General features: G+C 67.0%; 17 protein-coding genes. 8 read left to right on the plus strand and 9 right to left on the minus strand.

The window, feature by feature from the left end:
- Positions 1-43: 43 nt before the first annotated feature.
- From PVW49_RS07390 to PVW49_RS07400, 3 genes are read right to left on the minus strand one after another with little or no spacing between them, the layout of a single operon-like run.
- Positions 44-769, minus strand: coding sequence for a gamma-glutamyl-gamma-aminobutyrate hydrolase family protein (locus PVW49_RS07390; protein ID WP_048529397.1), 726 nt, complete (start codon positions 767-769; stop codon positions 44-46).
- Positions 766-1,740, minus strand: a complete 975-nt coding sequence (locus PVW49_RS07395; protein WP_274590238.1) for an amidoligase family protein — start codon at positions 1,738-1,740, stop codon at positions 766-768. Before PVW49_RS07395 ends, PVW49_RS07390 begins: the two co-directional genes overlap by 4 nt.
- 55 nt (positions 1,741-1,795) lie before the next feature.
- Positions 1,796-2,806, minus strand: a complete 1,011-nt coding sequence (locus PVW49_RS07400; RefSeq protein WP_274590239.1) for a ribose-phosphate pyrophosphokinase — start codon at positions 2,804-2,806, stop codon at positions 1,796-1,798.
- Between the two features lie 103 nt (positions 2,807-2,909).
- Between PVW49_RS07400 and PVW49_RS07405 the strand changes: the two genes are divergently transcribed.
- Positions 2,910-3,506: a 2-hydroxychromene-2-carboxylate isomerase gene (locus tag PVW49_RS07405; RefSeq protein WP_074836964.1), complete on the plus strand. Its 597-nt coding sequence runs from the start codon at positions 2,910-2,912 to the stop codon at positions 3,504-3,506.
- 49 nt (positions 3,507-3,555) lie between these two features.
- Here PVW49_RS07405 and PVW49_RS07410 read toward each other — a convergent pair whose 3' ends face one another.
- Both PVW49_RS07410 and PVW49_RS07415 read right to left on the minus strand, forming a co-directional pair.
- Positions 3,556-4,026: a hypothetical protein gene (locus PVW49_RS07410; RefSeq protein ID WP_074836965.1), complete on the minus strand. Its 471-nt coding sequence runs from the start codon at positions 4,024-4,026 to the stop codon at positions 3,556-3,558.
- 206 nt (positions 4,027-4,232) lie between these two features.
- The gene (locus PVW49_RS07415; RefSeq protein ID WP_048529406.1) at positions 4,233-4,985 is read right to left on the minus strand and encodes a DUF1013 domain-containing protein; all 753 of its coding nucleotides are present in this window, start codon (positions 4,983-4,985) and stop codon (positions 4,233-4,235) included.
- Positions 4,986-5,116: 131 nt separating this feature from the next.
- Here PVW49_RS07415 and PVW49_RS07420 point away from each other — a divergent pair, with 131 nt between their 5' ends.
- A complete protein-coding gene (locus tag PVW49_RS07420) occupies positions 5,117-5,752 on the plus strand; it encodes a ribonuclease T2 family protein (protein WP_048529408.1) in 636 nt (211 codons plus the stop codon).
- Positions 5,753-5,886: 134 nt separating this feature from the next.
- Here the strand turns inward: PVW49_RS07420 and rlmN are convergent, their stop codons facing one another.
- Together rlmN and PVW49_RS07430 are read right to left on the minus strand one after the other, a co-directional pair.
- A complete protein-coding gene (rlmN, locus tag PVW49_RS07425; RefSeq protein ID WP_274590240.1) occupies positions 5,887-7,059 on the minus strand; it encodes a 23S rRNA (adenine(2503)-C(2))-methyltransferase RlmN in 1,173 nt (390 codons plus the stop codon).
- 122 nt (positions 7,060-7,181) lie between these two features.
- On the minus strand, positions 7,182-7,715 hold the full coding sequence (locus PVW49_RS07430; protein ID WP_048529411.1) for an invasion associated locus B family protein: 534 nt from the start codon (positions 7,713-7,715) through the stop codon (positions 7,182-7,184).
- Positions 7,716-7,893: 178 nt separating this feature from the next.
- On the opposite strand from PVW49_RS07430, the gene PVW49_RS07435 reads away from it, so the two are divergent.
- Genes PVW49_RS07435 through PVW49_RS07445 form a run of 3 tightly spaced genes read left to right on the plus strand, consistent with a single transcriptional unit; the run spans position 7,894 to position 10,423 of the window.
- Entirely contained in the window at positions 7,894-8,892 is a 999-nt protein-coding gene (locus PVW49_RS07435) for an asparaginase (protein ID WP_274590241.1), read from the plus strand.
- Positions 8,892-9,512: an HAD family hydrolase gene (locus PVW49_RS07440; protein WP_048529415.1), complete on the plus strand. Its 621-nt coding sequence runs from the start codon at positions 8,892-8,894 to the stop codon at positions 9,510-9,512. Before PVW49_RS07435 ends, PVW49_RS07440 begins: the two co-directional genes overlap by 1 nt.
- Positions 9,509-10,423, plus strand: a complete 915-nt coding sequence (locus tag PVW49_RS07445; protein WP_274590242.1) for an ornithine cyclodeaminase family protein — start codon at positions 9,509-9,511, stop codon at positions 10,421-10,423. Before PVW49_RS07440 ends, PVW49_RS07445 begins: the two co-directional genes overlap by 4 nt.
- Before the next feature lie 22 nt (positions 10,424-10,445).
- On the opposite strand, the gene PVW49_RS07450 is transcribed toward PVW49_RS07445, so the two are convergent.
- On the minus strand, positions 10,446-11,684 hold the full coding sequence (locus PVW49_RS07450) for an MFS transporter (protein ID WP_274590243.1): 1,239 nt from the start codon (positions 11,682-11,684) through the stop codon (positions 10,446-10,448).
- Between the two features lie 240 nt (positions 11,685-11,924).
- On the opposite strand from PVW49_RS07450, the gene zapE reads away from it, so the two are divergent.
- Positions 11,925-12,995, plus strand: a complete 1,071-nt coding sequence (gene zapE, locus PVW49_RS07455) for a cell division protein ZapE (protein ID WP_048533646.1) — start codon at positions 11,925-11,927, stop codon at positions 12,993-12,995.
- Between the two features lie 151 nt (positions 12,996-13,146).
- On the opposite strand, the gene PVW49_RS07460 is transcribed toward zapE, so the two are convergent.
- Entirely contained in the window at positions 13,147-14,373 is a 1,227-nt protein-coding gene (locus tag PVW49_RS07460) for a UbiH/UbiF/VisC/COQ6 family ubiquinone biosynthesis hydroxylase (RefSeq protein ID WP_274590244.1), read from the minus strand.
- A gap of 77 nt (positions 14,374-14,450) precedes the next feature.
- Between PVW49_RS07460 and PVW49_RS07465 the strand changes: the two genes are divergently transcribed.
- Together PVW49_RS07465 and PVW49_RS07470 are read left to right on the plus strand one after the other, a co-directional pair.
- Positions 14,451-15,779 (plus strand): amidase, encoded by a 1,329-nt coding sequence (locus tag PVW49_RS07465; RefSeq protein ID WP_074836972.1) that lies wholly within the window; start codon positions 14,451-14,453, stop codon positions 15,777-15,779.
- A gap of 241 nt (positions 15,780-16,020) precedes the next feature.
- A complete protein-coding gene (locus PVW49_RS07470) occupies positions 16,021-17,217 on the plus strand; it encodes an aminotransferase class I/II-fold pyridoxal phosphate-dependent enzyme (RefSeq protein WP_274565827.1) in 1,197 nt (398 codons plus the stop codon).
- Positions 17,218-17,219 lie beyond the last annotated feature (2 nt).

Here is a 17,219-nt window from a genome sequence, read left to right on the forward strand (position 1 = left end):
GGCTCGGTCTAGCGAATGTGCGAGCGAAGGTGAAGCCGGTAAGCTACTCGGTGACCATCTCGACCTCGCGCCGCACGTCCTCGATCTGGCCGCGATGCTCGTGACGCGCGCGGGCGGCGGTGACCAGGGCGCGAAAAATCGCCCGCTGCCTTCGGGCGTAGAACAGGTGTTCGGGGTGCCATTGCACGCCAAGCGCGAAGGGATCGGCGATGCGCTCGACCGCCTGCACCATGCCGCCGAGATCGCGGGCGGCCACTTGCAGCCCGGCGCCCAGGGTGTCCACCGCCTGCGAATGCAGGGCGTTGATCTGCATCGGTTTCAGGCCCGAGACCCCGGCCAGCCGGGTCTCGGCGCAGATTTTCACCGTCTTGCGCGGCAGGATGGTCCAGACCCGTTTGGAGGCGGTATAGACGCCATAGGCGTCCTGGTGCAGTGTGCCGCCAAGCGCCACGTTCAGCATCTGCGAGCCGCGGCAGATGCCGAGCACCGGTTTGTCATGCTCGAACGCCGCGCAGACCAGCCGTCGCTCCAGCGCGTCGCGGTCCGGGTCGAGCCGGGCCGACGTGACCAGCCGGCCGCCGTAGAGGTCGGGCGAGATATCGTCGCCGCCGCCGATGATGATGCCGTCGACCCTGTCGATATCGGCATCGCGGCCGGCGACCCAACGGGTCGCCCGGCCGCCTGCCAGCCACACGTTGAGCGCGACCAGAGGAAAGATCCGCCATCCCGAGCGGCGCGAGGTGGTCACTCCGATCAGCGGTCGGCTCATGTTATCGGCTCCTCGGCCAGACCGGCGCCGATCAGCAGGTCGCCGCAGCGCTGCGCCCAGGTGCGGCGCGACAGGGTGACCGGCCCGTGCGCCGCCTGCCAGACCCGACCCATGGCGGCCAGCAGGCGCCGGTCTTCGGCCAGCCTTTCGACCAGCAGCCAGCGCTGCCATTCGGTCAGCAGCGACCAGTCGGGTTCGTCGATGCGGCAATCGGGCAGTCGGAAATGAAAGGTGGGCCGGGCCGAGGTGGCTTCGGTCTGGACGCTGGCCAGGTGGTCGGGGGCGAGATGCTTGAACAGCGGAAGCATGTCGAGCCCGCGATTCCGGGTCGGATTGTGCTGGACATAGAGATCGACCAGCTCGGCGAGCGGCGCGTTCTCGGGGAGCGCCAGAAGCGCGCGCACGAAGGTCGTGGGGTAGGGCGCGGTGAACGGCAGGATGCGGCGGGTGTCGTCGATCGGCATGGCGGCGCGCAGCCAGTCTTCGAGCAGGGCATAGGCGGTCAGCGGGCGGCGGATGTCCTCCATGCTGTCCGAGGCGATCTGAACGTTGAAATGCACGCCAAAGCCCAGCACCAGCCCGGCGCTGCTGCCGCGCGCGCCGCCATCGCGCAGGTGCGGCAGAAGCCTGTTGAGCCGGGCCAGCCCGTCAAGATCGAGCGGTTCGGTGACGATTTCGACCGGGATGATATCGCGGCCCAGGGCCATCGCCGCGTCGCGCAGCGCGCTTTTCTCGGATTTGCGCAGCGAGGTGTCGAGATAGATATCGAGCGCGCCGACTGGGCTGTCTTCCAGTTTCCAGGACGGGCCGCTGCCCCGGGCGAGCGTGCCGCCAAAGGCCTGTTGCGCGATCTTTGCCACCCGCGCCTCGGACAGTCCGCCCAACTCGATCTCGACCCCGACACGGCGGGGGCTGCCATTGGCGGCGTCGGCGCAGGGCAGGGGGGCAAAGGCGGGTGTCGCGTCACTCATGCCAGAAAGCTTAGTGCCCCGGCGCGAAAAGGAAACGACGACCCGCGGTTCCGGCTCAGAGAATGCCTTCGTAGATCGGCTCCAGCGTCTCGTGATCGAACAGCGACGAAACCGAAGTGCCGTTCCAGATGTTCAGGATCGCCTGAGCAAACACCGGGGCCGTGGGCACGATGCGGATGTTCTTGGTCTTCTTCACCGCCTCGGTGGCCTCGATGGAATCGGTAATGACCAGCGATTTCATCACCGACTTCGAGATCCGCTCGACCGCCGGGCCGGACAGGACGCCGTGCGAGATATAGGAATGCACCTCGGTGGCACCGGCCTCGATCAGCACTTCGGCGGCCTTGCACAGCGTGCCGGCGGTGTCGCAGATGTCATCGACGATGATGCATTTCTTGCCATTGACGTCGCCGATCACGGTCATTTCGGCCACTTCGCCGGCCTTTTCGCGGCGCTTGTCGACAATCGACAGCGGCGCGTTGATCCGCTTGGCCAGTTCCCGGGCGCGGGCCACGCCGCCGACGTCGGGCGAGACCACCATGATGTCGTTGAGCTTGCCCTTGAACTGGTTCTTGATGTCCAGCGCAAAGACCGGGCTGGCATAGAGGTTGTCGACGGGAATGTCGAAGAAGCCCTGGATCTGGGCGGCGTGCAGGTCCATCGTCAGAACCCGCTCGATGCCGGCCTCGACGATCATGTTGGCCACCAGCTTGGCACTGATCGGCGTGCGGGCCTTGGACCGGCGGTCCTGGCGGGCATAGCCGAAATAGGGGATCACGGCGGTGATCCGCGCCGCCGACGACCGCTTCAGCGCGTCGGCCATGATCAGGAGTTCCATCAGGTTGTCATTCGCCGGGTTCGATGTCGGCTGGATGATAAACATGTCTTCGCCGCGCACGTTTTCGTAGACTTCGACGTAAACTTCCTGATCATTGAACCGCTCGACGCGGGCATTCACCAGATCGACATTGATGCCGCGATGCATCGACATCCGGCGGGCGATCGAGCGGGCCAGTGGCAAATTGGCGTTGCCGGACATGAGTTTAGGTTCGACGAGCTGCGGCATGTGAGTGAGATCCCGGGCAAGAAAAGTAAAGGATTCGTGACGTTGACTTCGCTTAGCACGCGGTTACGGTCCGCAAAACCCAACTGTCAGGGGACAGCGCGACATGACACAAATTGACTACTATCTGGCGACAATCTCGCCTTTCACCTATCTCGCCGGCACCGAGCTCGAGGCGATCGCCGCCCGCCATGGCGCCAGCATCACCTACCGGCCGTTCGATATCATGGCCTGTTTCGCCCGCACCGGCGGCACCCCGCCCAAGGACCGTCACCCCAATCGGCAGGTCTACCGTTTGCAGGACATGGAGCGCCGCGCCAAGCGGTTGGGCAAGCCGCTCAACCTCAAGCCGGCGCATTTTCCCACCAACATGGCGCCGTCATCTTATGCGCTGATCGCGGCGCAGAATGCCGGTGGTGGCGATCTGGGGGCGCTGGCGCACAGCTTCCCCCGCGCGGTCTGGGCCGAGGATCGCGATATCGCGCAGGATGACGTCATCCGCGACCTTCTGGAACAGGCGGGCTTTGATCCGGGGCTGGCCGACAGCGGGCTGCTGACCGGAGCCGAGACCTATGCCGCCAACCTCGAGGCGGCAATCGAGGCCGGGGTCTTCGGCTCGCCCTTCTACGTGGTGGGCGAGCAGCGGTTCTGGGGGCAGGACCGGCTCGAGGATCTCGACCTGCACCTCGCCGGCAAGCTCTAGCCGGGGCGGGCGCCTGCCGGACCAGTCCGGGCAGGCGCCGTTTTCCGGTTCAGGCCGTCTCGGGCACGTTGCTGCGGGCTCGGGCGAGCCATTGCCAGACCAGCCCGATGACCAGCGCCATGCCGACGTGACCGACAAAGGACGATTGCGTGTAGGCGCCGAACCCCATCATGAAGCTGCGCCCCATCGCCGGCGCGAGGATGCCCTGCGCCACGAACCAGAGCAGGACCCCGGCGCCGAGACCGGCGGCCGCATGGCCGACGCCAGAGAGCCGCTTGACCGCCCAGACCGTGGCAGCAAATCCGAACACTCCGATCAGCACATGCACGGCAAAGGCCGCCGCATAAGGCACCTGCACCCCGCTGGCCATCCGCGTCAGGCCGATGACCAGATTGGCCGGTTCAAGCTGCACGCCGAAGAGCGAAGGCGATATCAGCCAGGCATAAGCCTCGAAGCTGAGTTCGCCGGCAAGCCCGGCTAGGGCAAGATGTGTCGCGGTGCTGGTGATCTTCTTGGTCATGGTGTCCCTTGTCTGTCCTGATCCTGTGATCCTGCCGGGCCCGTCCGGGGCGCCGGTCAGTGACAGATGTGCGGGTGTCCGCCGCGCCACCAGAGGCCAGGGCGGCCGCTTGCGGTGACGTTATCAACCGTGATGACCGCCGGGCAAAGAAAGACCCCGGCAGATGGGCTGCCGGGGTCTTGTCTGAGCGGATTGTCTGAGCGGGCTCAGGGCTGTTCGTCTTCGTCGTCATCTCCGCCGGGCAGGTTGAAGAAGCTGTCGGCATCGCGGATGTCGCGGTTGTCCTCTTCCTCGTCGTCGTCACTGTCGGACAACGAAAAGGTTTCCAGCCCCTCGATGGCGGTCGGCATGCGCGGCTCGGGCGCCATTTCAAGGCTCTGCTCGGTCGAGAGCAGCTTGCGGCGCTCGTCGTCCGACATCGCCTCGCCTTCGGCGGCGCGTTTCTTGGCCGCCTTCTGCACGGCGGCGTCAAGCTCGGTCTGCTTGCAGAGCCCCAGCGCCACCGGATCGATCGGCTGCATGTTGGCGATGTTCCAGTGGGTGCGCTCGCGGATCGACTGGATCGTCGGCTTGGTGGTGCCCACCAGCTTGGCGATCTGGCTGTCGGCCAGCTCGGGGTGGAATTTCACCAGCCAGAGGATCGAGTTCGGCCGGTCCTGACGCTTCGAAAGCGGCGTGTAGCGCGGGCCCCGGCGCTTGTCCTCGTCGTGGGCTGCGGGATTGAACTTGAGCTTCAGCTTGGCCAGCGGGTTGGCCTCGGCCTTGTCGATGTCGGCCTGGGTCAGCTGGTTGTTGGCAATCGGGTCGAAGCCCTTGACACCGGCGGCGACATCGCCGTCGGCGATGCCCTGAACCTCGAGCTCATGCATGCCGGTGAAATCGGCGATCTGCTTGAAGGTCAGCGTGGTGTTGTCCACCAGCCAGACGGCGGTTGCCTTGGGGTGCAGCAGTTTGGCCATGCGGCGGTCTCCTTGAAAACAAAACTCTCCCGTCGCCTGGATTGGGCTGTCCCGGTCTCTGCCGGAACGGTTTCCATTGTCGGGGAACTTCGGAGGCTTATAGTGCCGCAAACCGCGAAAGGGAAGTAAAAATGCGTGTGATTGCTCTGTGCGCGGTGCTCTGCCTGCCGCTGATGGCCCGGGCCGATGGCGAGAAAGCCGGCGATTTCGACTATTGGGTGCTGGCGCTGAGCTGGTCGCCGAACTGGTGCGAGATCGAGGGCGATGCCAAGGGGTCTGAGCAATGTGATCCGCGTCACGACTTTGGCTGGACGTTGCATGGTCTCTGGCCACAGTACCAGCGCGGCTGGCCGGCCTATTGCCCGACGGCCGAGCGCCCGCCATCGCGGGCGATGACCCGCGACATGAGCGATATCATGGGCACGGCCGGGCTCGCCTGGCACCAGTGGAAGAAACACGGCAGCTGTTCAGGGCTCTCGGCGGCGGGCTATTTCGAGGCCTCGCGTGCGGCTTACGAGGCGGTGGTGCGGCCGGAGGTGTTTCGCAAACTCGACCGCCCTGTGCGGCTGCCGGCGGCGGTGGTGGAGGAGGCCTTTCTCAAGGACAACCCGGCGCTCGAAGCAGACGGGATCACCGTGACCTGCCGCGACGGGCGTATCCAGGAAGCGCGGATCTGCCTGTCGCTGGAGATGGAGCCGGTGCCCTGCGGGCGCGACGTGGTGCGCGATTGCACCTTGCAGGATGCGCTGTTTGCGCCGGTGCGGTAGCGATTGCAGGGCTGGGTGGGGCGGCGCGCCTGTCAGGCGCGCGTGGCGTGTGATCGCTGAACCCCCGCCCCGGGCCTGAACCGGGGCCTCGCCGGCCGCCAGGAGGTCCCGGGTCAGGCCCGGGACGGTTGCGCTCAGAGGCCGGTTTCCGCCGCGATCTCCTTGCGCGACTTGCGCGCTCGTTCGGTGGCGGATTTCAGCTGGCCGCAGGCCGCCATGATGTCTTCGCCCCGCGGTGTGCGGATCGGGCTGGCATAGCCGGCCTTGTGCACGATATCGGCGAATTTCTCGATCCGCTCCCAGTCCGAGCGCTCGTAGGGCGAGCCGGGCCATTCGTTGAACGGGATCAGGTTGATCTTGGCCGGAATGCCCTGGATCAGCTTGACGAGCCGGCGGGCGTCGGCATCGCTGTCGTTCACGCCTTTCAGCATGACATATTCAAAGGTGATCCGCTCGGAGTTCGACAGACGCGGATAGTCGCGCAGCGCGCCCAGCAGCTCTTCGATGTTCCAGCGCTTGTTGATCGGCACCAGCTTGTTGCGGGTCTCGTCGGTGGTGGCGTGGAAGCTGACCGCCAGCAGGCAGCCGATCTCCTCGGCCGTGCGCGCGATCTCGGGCACCACGCCGGAGGTCGAGAGCGTGATGCGACGGCGCGAGAGCTGGATGCCCTCGGCGTCCATGGCGATTTTCATCGCGTCGCGCACGTTCTCGAAATTGTAGAGCGGCTCGCCCATGCCCATCAGCACGATGTTGCTCAGCAGCCGCGTTTCGTTCTTGGGTGCGCCCTTTTCCGGCCATTCCCCCAGGTCGTCACGCGCCAGCATGACCTGGCCGATGATCTCGCCGGCGGTCAGGTTGCGCACCAGTTTCTGGGTGCCGGTGTGACAGAAGGAGCAGGTCAGCGTGCAACCCACCTGGCTGGAAATGCAGAGCGTCCCGCGATCGGCCTCGGGGATATAGACCACCTCGACCTCGTGGCCGCCGGCAATCCGCACCAGGTATTTCCGGGTGCCGTCGGCGCTGACGTTCTTTGACACCAGTTCGGGCACATCGATGCTGAAATGCTCTGCCAGCTCAGCGCGGTAGGCCTTCGACAGATTGGTCATGGCGTCGAAATCGCGCACGCCCCACTGGTAGATCCACTGCCAGATCTGGCCCACGCGCATCTTTGCCTGCTTGTCGGGCGTGCCGATCGCCAGCAGCGCGTCGCGCATGGCGTCACGGGTCAGGCCAACGAGGTTGGTCTTGCCGCCTTCGGGCAGCTTGCGGGGGATGGTCATCACATCCTGGGTGATCGGCGCGGTCATGTCAGCGGCTCATTTTCCGAAAGAAGTGCCCCACATATAGGATTCGGGCGCGGAATCAAAAGGATTCCCGCCCTTTTGCGACAAGTCGCCCACCAAAGCGCCCCGGTCAGGGCGCAGGCCGATCAGCCGGCGCAGCGGTTTTCGGCATCCTCGATCATCGCGGTGAACCCCAGAAGCGAGAAGGTGTCCTTGGTGACCGTCCCGCGCGACGAGCGTGCGGTCAGCACCGCCGCCGAGCCCCGCTTCATCGCCGTCACGATCTTGGCATCGTCGCTCGGCGACGCCGCCCAGGCCCATTCACCCTCGGTGAACATCTCGAACTCGGTGCCGTCGATATCGACGGTCACTGTCGAACCGCTGGCAAAGGGATAGCCGCCGGTAAAGGTGATCTGCGGCGTGTTCACCCCGGCCTCGGGACGGAAGAAGGCAAACAACAGGATATCGCCCCGCCGCACCGCCACCACCCGGCCGTCGCGGGTGTTCACCGTTTCCTTGGGCCGTGTCACCGCCCAGCATTCTTTGGGATCGTCCTCGGTGAAGACGCTCCAATCCGTCTGGGCCGCGACGCGATTGGTGCTTTCCTGCTGCGCTGCCACGGCTGTTGCCGCCGCCAGTGCGATCACGGCGGCCATGCTGCGGGCAAAGGGAAGAATCATATGTCCAGCCTCCAAGCTGTCCTAGCCTCAACTACAATAACAAGGCCGCGCTGCCCCGTGATTTTGCTTCGGGTTTGCCACGCGGCCGTTTTCTTCTCGACAAAAGCACATTAGCGTCAAAGGTGCGACGGGCGAAAGGCCCGTTGGCAGAAAATCGCCAATATTTGAACGGTGTTTGATGACCCCAAATCCCCATGCCGCCGCTGTCCCGCTGGTCGAAATCCGACGCGGTCCCTTCCTTGAAAGCCTGCACCACGGGCATGCCGTGATCTGTGATGCCGGCGGCGAGATCACCGAGGCCTGGGGCGACCCCGAGGCGGTGATCCTGCCGCGCTCCTCGATCAAGATGATCCAGGCGCTGCCGCTCCTGAGCAGCGGTGCCGGGGACGATCTCGACAGCCGCCGGCTGGCGCTGGTCTGTGCCAGCCACGATGGCGCCGCGATCCACACCGACCTCGCCAGGGCCTGGCTCGAGAGCCTTGGGATGGGCGAGGACGACCTGCGCTGCGGCCCGCAATGGCCCGACGACCGGCCGGCGCAGGCCGAGCTGATCAAGGCCGATGCGCGGCCTTGCCAGGTGCACAACAATTGTTCCGGCAAGCATTGCGGCTTCCTGATGCTCAACAAGCATCTCGGCGGCGGTCCCGAATACGTCCTGCCCGATCACCCGGTTCAGCGCGCCGTTCTGGCAGCCTATGAGGAGGTCACCGGCGAGACCAGCCCGGGCTATGGTATCGACGGCTGTTCGGCGCCGAATTTCGCCGCCTCGTTGCAGGGCGTCGCCCGCGCCATGGCCTGGTTTGCCAGCGCCCATCAGCGCAGTGACACCCAGAGCCGGGCCGCCGCCCGGCTGGTGTCGGCGATGCATGAGCACCCCGAGCTGGTGGCCGGCGAAACCCGCGCCTGCACCGAGCTGATGCGCGCCATGGACGGCGTGGCGATCAAGACCGGCGCCGATGGCGTCTATACCGCGATCCTGCCGCGGCAGGGCCTCGGCATTGCGCTCAAGATCGCCGATGGCGCCACCCGCGCCAGCGAGGCGATGATGGCGCAGCTGCTGATCCGGCTGGGCGTGCTCGATCCGGCGCATCCGGCCGCGCTGCGCCGGGTCAACCACGTGATCAAGAGCCGCCGCGGTATCGAGGCTGGCGTGATCCAGACCGTGGAGGGCGTCTGATGCCGGTCGAGGCCGTCGTTTTCGACATTGGCAACGTGCTGATCGAGTGGAACCCCGAGCGGTTCTTCGATGCACGGCTCGGGGCCGAGCGGCGCAGGCAGCTGTTTTCCGAGGTGCCGCTTCTGGCGATGAACGACGAGGTCGACAGGGGCGTCGATTTCGCCGCCTCGGTTTCGGCGCTGGCGGCGGATCATCCCGGCTGGGCCGAGGATATTGCCTGTTGGCATGACAACTGGATCGAGATGGCCAGCCCCGCCATCGACCGGTCTGTGCGGCTGCTGCGGGCGCTGCGGGCGCGGGGCGTGCCGGTGTTTGCCCTGTCGAACTTCGGCCGTGCGACCTTTGACATCGCCTGCGCCCATTACCCGTTCCTGACAGAATTCGATCAGCGCTACATCTCGGGCCATATCGGCGCGATCAAGCCCGAGCCGCGCATCTACGAGCTGCTCGAGAGCACCTGTGGCGTGGCACCGGCCGGGCTGCTCTTTGTCGACGACCGGGCCGACAATATCGCCATGGCGCAATCGCGCGGTTGGCAGGTGCATCACTTCGAGGGTGCGGAGGGCTGGGCTGACCGGCTGGTGGCCGAGGGACTATTGGAAAAAGAGGAGGCGGAATGAGCATTCCTATCATCGGATTCGACGAGGGCGAGGCGCGACTCGACTGGCTGCGACTGTCCGAGGCGCTGGCGGCGGGCCACGGGCTGCCCAAGGCCGAGATCGGCGACACCTTCCTGCGCCGCGGCGGCGATACGCTTCTGAGCCGCGCCGCCTGGATCGACGGGCTGGGCGCTTTGGTCAAGACGGCGACGATCCACCCCGGCAATACCGAGGCCGGCCTGCCCACCATCAACGGCGCCGTCAGCCTGTTCGACGACCGCACCGGGGTACTCAAGGCGATGGTGGATTTCCACCTGGTGACCAAATGGAAGACCGCCGGGGATTCGCTGCTCGGCGCCCTGCGGCTGGCGCGCAAGGATGCGCGCAACGTGCTGATCGTCGGCGCGGGCACGGTGGCGCGCTCGTTGTTCGAGGCCTTTGGCGCCGGGTTTCCGGATGCCCGCTTCACGGTCTGGAACCGCACCCGCGCCAAGGCCGAGGCGCTGGCGGCCGACTGCCCCGGCATGGCGGTGGCCGGGGAACTCGAGGCGGCGGTGCGGGCGGCGGACATCGTGGTCTCTGCCACCATGGCGACCGAGCCGGTGATCCGTGGCGACTGGTTGCAGCCGGGCCAGCACCTCAACCTGATCGGCGCCTACCGTGCCGACATGCGCGAGGTCGATGACGCGGCGCTGCAACGCGGGCGTGTCTTTGTCGACAGTTTCGACACCACCATCGGGCATATCGGCGAGATCGCGATTCCGCTGGAGTCAGGGGCGATTGCCCGAGAGGACCTGTTGGCCGATTTCTATCAGCCCGAAGCGATGACCCGGCAGCGCGAGGACGAGATCACCGTGTTCAAGAACGGCGGTGGCGCGCATCTCGACCTGATGACGGCGCAGCATATCCTCGATCAATGGTCCGACGGCTAGGGGCGCAGCGCGCGGCCCGCGTTCAGGCCGCGACCGGCAGCGGCCGGTTTTCCTTGACCGGCAGATGCACCACCGCCGAAAACGCCCCGACACCGACACCGATCCACCAGACCATGGTGTAATCGCCATAAAGGTCATACATCCGCCCGCCCAGCCAGACGCCGAGGAAACTGCCGAGCTGGTGGCTGAAAAAGACGATGCCGTAAAGCGTGCCCATGTAGCGCAGGCCGTAGAGATGCGCGATCAGCCCCGAGGTCAGCGGCACCGTCGCCAGCCAAAGCGCGCCCATGGAAACCGAAAACAGCAGCACCGTCGCCGGGGTGATCGGAAACATGATGAAGGCCGCCGCCACGATTGTCCGGGCGGCATAGATGCCGGCTAGCAGGTATTTCTTGGAGTAGCGCTTGCCGAGGTAGCCGGCGGCAAGGGTGCCGGCGATATTGGCCAGACCGATCAGCGAAATCGCCCAAGCCCCCAGCGCCGAGGTGGTGGTGATGCCGATATTGTACAACACGCCGCCGGGCAGGACGGGGCGGCTCATCTCGGTCACCAGCGCCGGAAAATGCGCGGTGACAAAAGCCAGCTGATACCCGCAGGAGAAAAAGCCGAGGAAGATCAGCGTATAAGACGGATCGCGAAAGGCCCGGCCCAGGATCGCGCCCATGCTTTCCTCGAGCTCGAGCTTGCTGACGGGCTGCGGTGCGCGCATCAGGGGCAGCGCCAGCAGCGCGGCGAGGATCACCACCGCGAAGACCAGAAAGACGCTCTGCCAGGACATCAGCCCCAGCAGGTATTCCGCCACCGGCGCGCCAAAGACCTGCCCGGCGCTGCCCGCCGCGGTGGCAATGGCAAGGCTCATCGAGCGATTCTCGTCTGAACTGGCCCGGCCCACCACCGCGAGGATCACGCCGAACCCGGTGCCGGCGATGCCGAAGCCCACCAGCACCTCGAGCAGCTGATGCGCTTCCGGCGTCACCGCCAGCGACGACAGCACCAGCCCGGCCGCATACATCACCCCGCCCAGCACGATCGCCACCCGGTCGCCCAGCCGCTCGCCCACCATGCCGAACAGCGGCTGGCCGATGCCCCAGGCCAGGTTCTGGATGGCGATGGCCAGCGAAAACTCGGCCCTGAGCCAGCCGAATTCTTCGGCAATCGGGATCTGAAAGACGCCAAAGCTCGCCCGGATGGCAAAGCTCAGCAACATGATGAAGCACCCGACAATCAGGACGGGCGTGAAAAGCGGCGTGCGGGCCTGCATGACGGCCTCCGTCAGAGAAACGCCGGCGACATTAGCTGATCTGAACGGCCGGTCAATTCAGCAATTGTGATGGATACAATTCAGCCCCGGAATGCACCCGGGGCGATCGCGCCCCGAGCCTGATCCGGGCCTCGCCCTCTGCGCGGTCCGGGAGGTTCCGGCGCGGGGGCCGGAACGGGGGCCGCGGGGGCCGGCATGCGCGCTCTGGGCAAGGCCGGTCCCGCGCGTTATGTGCATCTCATGATGACGATACAGGACATTTATGCCGCCCGGGTGGCCGCAGGGACGCTGGAGCCGGACGACGCCCAACAGGCCGTGCTGGCGGAATTCGAACGCATCCGCGCCGGCCTGGCCCAGCCGGTCAAGCGCGGGCTGTTTCGCAAGGCGCCGGAGCCGCCCCGGGGGCTCTATCTCTGGGGCGGGGTCGGGCGCGGCAAATCGATGCTCATGGATCTCTTTGTCGAAGCGCTTCAGGCGCAGGACATTGCCGTCCGCCGGGTGCATTTCCACGCCTTCATGCAGGAGATTCACAAGGGCATGCACGCCGCCCGGCAATCCGGTGCCAAGGATGCGCTGGCGCCGGTGGCCAAACAGGTGGCCGAGGGGCTGCGCTGCCTCGCCTTCGACGAGATGCAGATCACCGATATCACCGACGCCATGGTGGTGGGCCGGTTGTTCGAATTCCTGTTCGCCGCCGGCGTGGTGGTGGTGACCACCTCGAACCGGGTGCCGGACGATCTCTACAAGGACGGGCTGAACCGCCAGCTCTTTCTGCCGTTCATCGAGATCATCAAGCAGAACCTCGAGGTCTGGGAGTTGGTCAGCCCGCGCGACTACCGGCAGGACCGCCTGTCGGGCGCGCAGGTCTATTTCACCCCCGCCGACGACCGCGCCCGGCGTGAGATCGAGCAGGTCTGGGAGCACCTGACCGGCGGGCAGGGAGCGCCGCTGACCCTGGTGGTCAACAAGCGCCAGGTCGAGATCCCGGCATTTCACAACGGTGTGGCGCGGGCAAGCTTCTATGACCTCTGCGGCCGGCCGCTGGGGCCGGCGGATTACCTGGCGCTGGCCGAGGCGGCGCGGGTGCTGATCCTCGAGAACATCCCGCAGCTTGGCCGCAGCAATTTCAACGAGGCGAAACGCTTCGTGACGCTGGTGGACGCGCTGTACGAGGCGCGGGTCAAGCTGGTGGCCAGCGCCGCGGCGGCGCCGGAATTCCTCTACCTCGAGGGCTCGGGCGCCTTCGAGTTCGAACGCACCGCTTCGCGACTTCGGGAGATGCAGGACGCCGATTGGGGCCGCGAGGCCTGAGGCCGCGCGTCTGGCGTTTGCTGATTTTCTTGGAACGCGAGGCCCCGGCGCGGGGCCGGGGCGGGGAGAGCGCTTTTGCCACCTCCCGCGTCCCGGCCTCCGCGCCGGGACCCCGGTCCGGTTTGGCCAGACCCCTGCCGGCGCGGGGGCACTATAGCGGCTTGCCCTGCATCAGACGTGGCGCGTCGCCGGTCAGCCCGGCGGCCTCGCGGATAAAGCCGCGGCGCAGGGGAGGGACCGCGTTGACCAGCCCCAGGCCGATGTCACGGGTGGCGCGCAAAATCGGGTTGTCGTTGGAAAACAGTCGGTTGAACACATCGGTCGCACTGGCCAGCGTGGCGATGTCGAAGCGGCGCCATGCGGCGTAGCGGTCGAGCACCAGCGGACTGGCGATGTCTTCGCCGCGCCGGGCGGCCAAGGTCAGCACTTCGGCCAGGGCGGCGATGTCGCGGAAGCCGGCGTTCAGCCCCTGTCCGGCAATCGGATGCAGGCCGTGGGCGGCATCGCCGACAAGCGCGAGGCGCGGCGCGGTGAGCGCATCGGCCAGCGACAGGCGCAGCGGATAGGAAAACCGCGCGCCGGCAAGGGATATCTCACCCAGGAAATCGCCGAAGCGGGGCCGCAGGATCTCGAGATAATCCGCGTCGGAAAGCGCGTTGATGGCTGCCGCCTGTTCATGGCTCTCGCTCCAGACGATCGAGCTGCGATTGCCGGACAGCGGCAGGATGGCCAGCGGTCCGGCGGGCATGAAGAACTGATGCGCGCAGCCATCGTGCGGGCGGGCATGGCCGATGGCACAGACCAGCGCGGTCTGGCCGTAGTCGTGTTCGGTGCGGGTGATGCCGGCGCGCCGGGCGGTGCCCGAGGCGCGGCCGTCGCAGCCGATCAGCAGCCGTCCGGTGAGGGTGCGGCCCGAGTCCAGCGTGACGCCGGCGCGCCGGCTGTCGGTCTCCTGCGCGGTGACAGTCTCGCCCGGCAGATGGGTGATCGCGGGTTCATCCGCCATGGCGTCCAGCAGGCGGCGGCGCAGGTGGCGGTCTTCGACCATGAAGCCCATCGGGCCTTCCTCGATCTCGTGATGGTCGAAATGCAGCACGAAGGGCGACGGCCCTTCGCCGGCGCGGCCGTCCGAGACCTTGATGTCGTGCATCGGCTGCGCTTCCGGGGCGAGCCTGTCCCAGAGCCCCAGCGCCGCCAGCATTCGCTGCGAGGCCAGCGCCAGCGCGTAGGAGCGGCCGTCGAAATTGTCGGCGCGCCGGGCCTGGGCCGATTGCGCGTCGATCACGGTGGCGGAAAACCCGGATCGGGCCGCTGCCAGCGCCAGAAGCGGACCATTGAGCCCGCCGCCGACGATCAGGATATCGCTGTCATAGGTCATGGCGCGAATATGACCCGCGCGGCGGGATTGTCCATGCGTGTCAACGCCGCTACCGTCCGGGCAAAAGGAGGCGCGACATGCAGGACTGGCTTTGGATGACGGCGGCGGAGCTGGGACGCGGCATCGGTGCGGGCGAGATCGACCCCGAGGCGCTGACCGAGGCCTATCTGGCGGCAATCGCCGCCCATGAGCATGGCGCCAGCACCTATGCCCGTCTGACCGAAACCCGCGCCAGGGCCGAAGCCGCGGCGGCGGCCGCGCGCGCCCGCACGGGGCAGCGACTGTCGCTGCTCGACGGGGTTCCGGTGTCGTGGAAGGATCTCTTTGACACTGCCGGCGTGGCCACCGAATCCGGCAGCGCGCTGCTCGAAGGGCGGGTGCCGGTGCGGGATGCCGAGGTCTTGCGCACGGCCGGCGCCGCCGGTCTGGTCTGTCTCGGCAAGACCCATATGAGCGAATTCGCCTTTTCCGGCCTCGGGTTGAACCCGATCACCGCCACCCCGCCCTGCGTCAATGGCGAGGGCGCGGTTCCGGGCGGCTCGTCCTCGGGCGCGGCGACCTCGGTGGCCTATGGGCTCGCCGCCGGGGCGATCGGCTCCGACACTGGCGGGTCGGTGCGCATTCCGGCGGCCTGGAACGATCTGGTCGGCCTCAAGACGACCCATGGCCGGATCTCGACCGACGGCGTGGTGCCGCTGGTGCCCTCCTTCGACAGCGTCGGCCCGCTGGCGCGCACGGTCGAGGATGCGGCGCTGTTGCTGGCCGCGCTCGAAGGGCGCAAGCCGGTCGATTTGCGCGGCGCGTCGCTCGCGGGGCGGCGCTTCGCGGTGCTCGAAACGGTGGCGATGGACGGGCTGCGCGAGGCCCCGCGCGCGGCATTCCTGAGCGCCATCGACCGGCTGCGCGCTGCCGGCGCGCGGGTCGAGGCTCTCGCGGTGCCGGAAGTGGCCGAGGCGATGGCGCTCTCGGGCATCCTCTACACGCCCGAGGCCTACGGCACCTGGGGCGAGGTGATCGAGGCCGCGCCCGAGAAAATGTTCGCGCCGATCTTGGAGCGGTTCCGCGGCGGCGCCGAGGCCCGGGCCAGCGCGCTGATCGTGGCGGGGAACGTCCTGAAGCGCTGCAAGGCGGCTTATTTCGCGGCCACGGCCGGATATGACGCCGTGCTGATGCCGACGGCGGCCAACCTGCCCCCGGATCACGAGCGGCTGTTGAGCGATGCCGAGTATTATGTGACCGAGAACCTGCTGACCCTGCGCAACACCCGGATCGGCAACCTGATGGGCGGCTGCGGGATGAGCCTGCCGACCGGGGTGCCGTCCTGTGGCATGCAGATGCTTGCGCCGCCGATGACCGAGGCGAGGCTGTTGCGGCTGGCCGCGGCGGCGGAACGGGCCCTGGGGTAGGGGCGGCGGCGGGTTTGCACCCCGCCGCGCTCCGCCGGACAGCGGCCGGCCTGCAATCCGCCGCGGCCACGGCCGCCCGGCGCGCCGGAAAACCGCCGCTGCGGGGCGGAATTGGCGCAAATGCCACAAACCCTTACCGGATCGTGTCTTTTTCTGGACGGCGGCGGGGCACTGCCTTATCCTTGGGCGCAAACGGGGCGACAACGACCCCGGCACCCGAGGCAGAAAAAGCAGTAACCCCATGTTCCCCGAACGGTTCTCGAACCTTCCGGCCTATGCGTTCCCGCGTCTGCGGGCACTTCTTGATCCTCATGCACCGGCTCCGGCGCATGCGCAGGATGTGCTGCACATGACCATTGGCGAGCCGCAGCATGAATTTCCCGCCTTCGTCGGCGCGGTGCTGGCCGATAATCTGGCCGGATTCGGCAAGTACCCCCCGAACGACGGCACGCCCGAGCTGCGCGCCGCCATCGCCGATTGGGCGCGGCGGCGGTATGGCGTCACGCTTGACGCCGAGACCCAGGTGATGCCGCTTAATGGCTCGCGCGAAGGGCTCTACAACGCTGCCATGGCGCTCTGTCCCGAGCAGAAGAACGGCCAGCGGCCGGTCGTGCTGACGCCGAACCCGTTTTACCAGGTCTACATGATCGCGGCGATTTCGGTGGCGGCCGAGCCGGTCTTTGTGCCGGCGACCGCGGCGACCGGCCATCTGCCGGATTACGCCGGCCTGCCCGAAGAGGTGCTGAACCGCACCGCCATGGCCTATATCTGTTCGCCGGCCAATCCGCAGGGCGCGATTGCCAGCGCCGAGTACTGGCGCACGTTGATCGGGCTGGCGGAGCGATACGATTTCCGCATCGTCGCCGATGAATGTTATTCCGAGATCTACCGCGATGCGCCGCCCACCGGCGTGCTGGAAATCGCCGCCGAACTCGGCGCCGACCCGGAGCGGATCATCCTGATCAACTCGCTCTCCAAGCGGTCGAACCTGCCGGGGCTGCGCTCGGGCTTCATCGCCGGCGGTCCGCAGAGCATTGCGCGGGTCAAGCAGCTCCGGGCCTATTCCGGTGCGCCGCTGCCGCTGCCGCTGCAACGGGTGAGCGAATGGGTCTGGGCCGACGAGGCGCATGTGGTAGAGAACCGCGCGCTCTATCAGGCGAAATACGCCGTGGCGGACGAGGTGTTTGCCGGGGTCGCGGGTTATGCCGGGCCGGAGGCGGGCTTTTTCCTCTGGCTGCCGGTGGATGACGGCGAAGCGGCCGCAGTGAAGGCGTGGCAGGAAACGGCGGTGCGGGTCTTGCCCGGCGCCTATCTGTCGCGCGATGTTTCCGGGGCGAATCCGGGACAGGGATACATACGGGTCGCCATGGTGGCCCCAATAGACGACATGCGCCGCGGGCTCACGCGCCTGCGCGACTGTCTGTACGAGGTGAGGTGAGA

This window comes from Marinovum sp. PR37 (genome assembly GCF_028807375.1).
In the GTDB taxonomy this organism is placed as follows: domain Bacteria; phylum Pseudomonadota; class Alphaproteobacteria; order Rhodobacterales; family Rhodobacteraceae; genus Marinovum; species Marinovum algicola.